This window comes from Kitasatospora sp. NPDC056800 (assembly GCF_042789775.1).
GTDB lineage: Bacteria > Actinomycetota > Actinomycetes > Streptomycetales > Streptomycetaceae > Kitasatospora.
Window position 1 is genome coordinate 13,328 of the sequence record NZ_JBHUAL010000191.1, and the last position, 4,524, is coordinate 17,851.

Annotated in this window: 5 protein-coding genes; 2 read left to right on the forward strand and 3 right to left on the reverse strand. The window is 70.0% G+C overall.

All coding sequences use genetic code 11. The features are described 5' to 3' along the window. Positions 1-207 precede the first annotated feature (207 nt). Positions 208-1,743 (forward strand): ricin-type beta-trefoil lectin domain protein, encoded by a 1,536-nt coding sequence (locus tag ACFRQN_RS31865; protein ID WP_380743789.1) that lies wholly within the window; start codon positions 208-210, stop codon positions 1,741-1,743. Positions 1,744-1,850: 107 nt separating this feature from the next. Here ACFRQN_RS31865 and ACFRQN_RS31870 read toward each other — a convergent pair whose 3' ends face one another. Next, positions 1,851-2,357: an RICIN domain-containing protein gene (locus ACFRQN_RS31870; protein ID WP_380743791.1), complete on the reverse strand. Its 507-nt coding sequence runs from the start codon at positions 2,355-2,357 to the stop codon at positions 1,851-1,853. A gap of 388 nt (positions 2,358-2,745) precedes the next feature. Between ACFRQN_RS31870 and ACFRQN_RS31875 the strand changes: the two genes are divergently transcribed. Next, positions 2,746-3,144, forward strand: a complete 399-nt coding sequence (locus ACFRQN_RS31875; RefSeq protein ID WP_198959475.1) for a hypothetical protein — start codon at positions 2,746-2,748, stop codon at positions 3,142-3,144. A gap of 65 nt (positions 3,145-3,209) precedes the next feature. Here ACFRQN_RS31875 and ACFRQN_RS31880 read toward each other — a convergent pair whose 3' ends face one another. Beyond that, positions 3,210-3,776: a hypothetical protein gene (locus ACFRQN_RS31880; protein WP_380743793.1), complete on the reverse strand. Its 567-nt coding sequence runs from the start codon at positions 3,774-3,776 to the stop codon at positions 3,210-3,212. An 83-nt stretch (positions 3,777-3,859) separates the two neighbouring features. Continuing rightward, positions 3,860-4,405, reverse strand: a complete 546-nt coding sequence (locus ACFRQN_RS31885; RefSeq protein ID WP_380743795.1) for a hypothetical protein — start codon at positions 4,403-4,405, stop codon at positions 3,860-3,862. Positions 4,406-4,524: the final 119 nt, after the last annotated feature.

Consider the following 4,524-nt stretch of genomic DNA (forward strand, 5'->3'; position numbering starts at 1 on the left):
CCACACAGGTGCCGGACCCTTCCGCGTTCCCCACCCCGGCGAGGACGGCAACGGCCCTCCCGTACCGGTGTTGATCTTTTGTCTACCAACTGGCGATGCAATGACGCCACGGCCCGCGATCCGGCCGTGTCGAGCATCCAGTTCGGAGAACCCATGGAAAAGCGCCGCTCTCACCGCCGCTACCTGAGCGCCCTCCTAGCCTTATTCATGTCCCTGGGCCTCGTCGGCCTCCTCGCCCCGGCCGCGAGCGCCGAAGCGGACTCCTCGTGGCTGTCGTTCACCGCCGACAAGCGGCCGGACCTGTGCCTGGACGCCTCCAACGGCACCGGGCCCAAGGTGCAGCTGTGGACCTGCAACGGCTCCGACGCGCAGATCTGGTACTGGAACGGCGGCCTCTACCAGATCCGGAACAAGGCGACCGGCAAGTGCCTGTCCATGGAGGGCGGTCGGACGGACCAGCAGACGCCGCTGGTCCTCGACGCCTGCTCGAACCGGAAGAACCCCACGCAGAGCTGGTGGTACTACAACTCCAAGGGGACGCCGATCTACACCACCGAGGGCAACAAGCTCTGCGTGGACATCCCCAACGGCAACTTCGCCGAGGGCGTCCAGCCGTGGGCGTACGGGTGCAACAACTCCGACGCGCAGAAGTTCAACGCCGAGTGGCCCAAGGCCGTCAGCGACAAGGACTGGCTGCAGGCCTGCGCCCAGGGCTACTTCCCGGGTGACCCGAACAACACCGCCAACTGCACCTACCGGAGCGAGAGCTACACCCAGGGCTTCACCGACTACCAGCGCGGGGAGACCCACAGCAACTGCGCCCCGGGGAAGACCACAGCCGACACCATGTCCCTGAGCTTCCGGCAGTCGCGGACCTCCGAGGACAGCACGTCCGTGTCAGTGGGGCTGTCCACCTCGCCGGGGATCCTGGGCTCGCTCATCACCAAGGTGTCGCTGAGCATCGAGACCCAGTACGGGCACAAGTGGTCCTACACCAACGAGTACACCGGCACGCGCCAGGTGACCGTCAACCCCGGCCGGAAGGGCGCCCTCTACGTGCGCGTCGCGCACGCCGACAGCACCGGGACGTACACGGTGACGCTCAAGAACCCGGTCAACGGGGTCGCGAAGCGCGAACTGCGGAGCAGCGTCAAGCTCAACGCCCCGAGCGACGTCAACTGGTACGAGACCGCCTCGTACGAGGTCGGCTGCGGGCAGGAACTCCCCGCCACCGTCAACGACATCCCCAGCGGCGGCGGTGACCGCGGCACCCACGGCGCGGGCAACAACGGCCAGCGCGGCGGCCACCCCGACGGCTCCTGGGTCACCCTCGTCAACCAGGGCACCGGCCGGGCGGTCGACTCCGCCAACGGCGCCTTCGGCGACGGCAACAAGATCCAGGCCTGGAACCAGCACAACCCGAACGAGGCCTCCCAGGGCTGGCGGCTGGACCGCAAGGGGGACACCGGCGACGGCGTCCCGCAGTACGCGCTCACCAGCCGCCTCCGGGACGCGCAGGTCCTCAACCTCGCCGGCTCCAACAGCCGCGACGTCCAGCTCTACCACTGGGACGCCACCGCCAACGGCATGTGGGCCTTCTTCGGCAAGGGAGACGGCTGGTACGAGGTCTACTCGGTGGCCGAGCGGAACAAGTGCCTGACCGACAACGGGTACGGCAACCAGATCACCATCGAACCGTGCACCGGGCGCGCCGAACAGCGTTGGGGCACCTACCTCTACTGACCCGGACCACCCGGCCCCGGCATTCGCCGTCGTGGGCCGGAGCCCCCGGGACACGAACCCGCCCCCGCCGGATCCGCCGGCGGGGGCGGGAAGGTGTCGCCGGAGGCTCAGGGGGCGGCGGGGGCAACCACGTCCCAGAGCTGACGCGGGCTGTCGTCACGGAGCGCCTTCACTACGTTGGCGCCGTTGCTCTGCGCCGCGATGACGTAGTCCTGGTCCGTGGCCTCGGCGATGACGTACCTGTCGCCCGTCCGGTCGATCTGCCACTGCTGGGTCGGGATGTTGGGGTTGCACGCGACGAGCGGGATCGGCGTGCCGGGCTCCGCGAACGCCTGGAGGCACTTGTCGGGCTTCCCCTTGGACTCGATCAGGTAGCCGCCGGGGGTCGGGCGGAGGATCCAGTCCTGCCAGACCGTGCCGTTGGCCTGCCAGGTGATGGCGTCGGTCCCGTACTTGGCGGAGTCCAGGAAGCCGTTCACGGACTCGTTGTAGAAGCGCACTTCCTGGCCGCCGACGCGCACTTCGCCCGCCGAGGCGGGCGAGGCCGAGGCCACCGCGCCGGTGACGGCCAGGGCGGCGGTCGCGACGGCAGCCGCCTTCTTGATGCTGAACAAGGATTTCTCCTTCTGCGAGGGTGATTCCTCGAATTCCGTGACCGCGTACAGGGCCACGGAGCCGAGGGAACCACCCGCACCGGGCCCCCGCAACGGCAAGTAACCCGGGTGGAGTCAACGCACGAATCGCATTGCCCCGTCTGCCGCAGCGCGGAGTTGCGCCCGGGCTCCCCCTCCCTCCGGCGCAGTCCCTCGGCTCACCATTACGCCAGTCCTATTTGCGCATGATCAGAAAAAGGCCTGATCTCATCCTCTGCGAATTCCCGGAACGGAAGCCGGTTTTCCGCCACCGGGGGCCGGGGTAGGGCCGAGACGTTCGCATCCCGACCGTTTCATCATCACGGCGGGCGCGAAATCCTTGATGCTTTCTTATCGGAAGGACACCCTCATGCACAGGACCCTCCGCAACGCCCTCGCCACCGTCATCGTGACGGGTGCGCTCACCACCGCCGCCGCTCCCGCCGCCCTGGCCGCCGAGCAGACGCCGCCGACCGCGGGGGTGCAGGCAGAGCTCCGCAACCCGAAGACGATCAAGGTGGCCGACTACAACCAGGCCCGCGGCACCCTGATCAACGCCGGCAGTAAGACGGCCGCCAAGTCCCACCCGGCGCACGGCACGAAGGACGTCCCGGTCTCCCACGGCGTCAGCCTGCTGGCGGAGGCCCGCGACGAGTTCCGCGCCGCCGACAAGAACCTGCCGGCGAGCCAGAAGAGGTCCGACATGTCGATCCCGCACTACAACGCCATCCACAACGCGGCCAACACGATGCACATCGACACGTGGTGACACCGCCCCGCTGAGCCCGAACGCCCCGGCCCTCCCCCGGACTTCGGGGGAGGGCCGGGCCGGCCTCAGCCCTCCGGGGGCTTGGGCTCCTCCCGGGGCGCGCTCAGGCTGCCGTCCGGGTGGACGTCGAAGACCGTGAGCTTCTTGCGGCCGGTGATGGTGATCCGGTCCGGGCCGGACCAGTCGGCGCGCACGAAGTCGCCGCCCCGGGTGTTCCAGATCCCCATGCTCCAGTGGCGGGCCGACCAGCCGCTGCCGGCCACCAGCTCCACCCGGTAGATCGGGTCGATCGAGAAGGCCACGTTGGTCATGGTCAGCACCCGGTCCGGGCGCCCTGGGGAGGCCTCCCGGTCGGTCCGCCCCTCGCCGCTCACGAGCGCCAGGAACGCGATCAGCGGCCCTCCGAAGACCAGTGCCACCATGGCGACGGCGCAGCCGATCTGCGACACCCAGGTCCGGAACTCCATCCCGATGTACAACGCGACGGCGGTCAGCACGACCGCCGTCCCGACCAGCAGGACCGGGTGGTCGAGCCAGCGCTCGACCACCACGAGCCCTCCCGACCGGGACTCGTACCGACCCACCGCGTAGGCCAGCAGCGCCAGGAGCGCGGCCCCTCCGAGCCCCCACACGATCCTTCTGCGGCGTACCGCTGTCACCTTCGCCCCCCGGCGGTTCTTGACCGAACTTTGGCGCGGACCCTACTACAGGCCCGCTACCGCGGCCGGGGCGTGGACGACGGGCCGGCCGGCGTCCCGTCCTCGCCCACGGTGAAGACCTCGATCTCCTTCTCCGAGGTCACCGTGATCCGGTCCGGGCCCGACCACTCGGCCCTGAGCAGGCGTTCGCCCGGCCCCCTGGCACCGAGGGACCAGTGGCGCGCCGACCAGCCGCTGCCGGTCAGCAGCTCCACCCGGCAGTCCGGCTCGAACGAGTCGGCGGCATCGGTGAAGACGAGCACCCGGTCCGGGTGGCCCGGGGCGGCCTCCCGCGCGGTCCGCACCCCGGAGTCCCCGGCCGCGAGCGTCGACAGCGCGAGCGGCACCCCGAGCAGGACCAGCGCCACCAGGCCGCCGGCCAGGCCGACTTGCGACTCCGGCGTACGGAAGTCCAGCTCGACGATCAGCGAGACCAGCACCAGCACGACCGTCGCCCCGACCAGCAGGACCGGGTGGTCGAGCCGGCGTTCGAGCTCCACCAGCCCACCCGAACGGGAGGCGTGCCGGCCCACCAGGTAGGCCGACAGCGCCACGAGCGCCACGCCTCTGAGCCCCCACGCGATCCCTCTGCGGCGTACCGCTGTCACCTTCGCCCCCCGGCGGTTCTTGACCGAACTTTGGCGCGGACCCTACTACAGGCCCGCTACCGCGGCCGGGGCGT

What these genes read in the sequence shown, in the direction of transcription:
- ACFRQN_RS31865 (WP_380743789.1), top strand. Translation starts at nt 208, where the DNA reads ATGTCCCTGGGCCTCGTCGGCCTCCTCGCCCCGGCCGCGAGCGCCGAA.
- ACFRQN_RS31875 (WP_198959475.1), top strand. Translation starts at nt 2,746, where the DNA reads ATGCACAGGACCCTCCGCAACGCCCTCGCCACCGTCATCGTGACGGGT.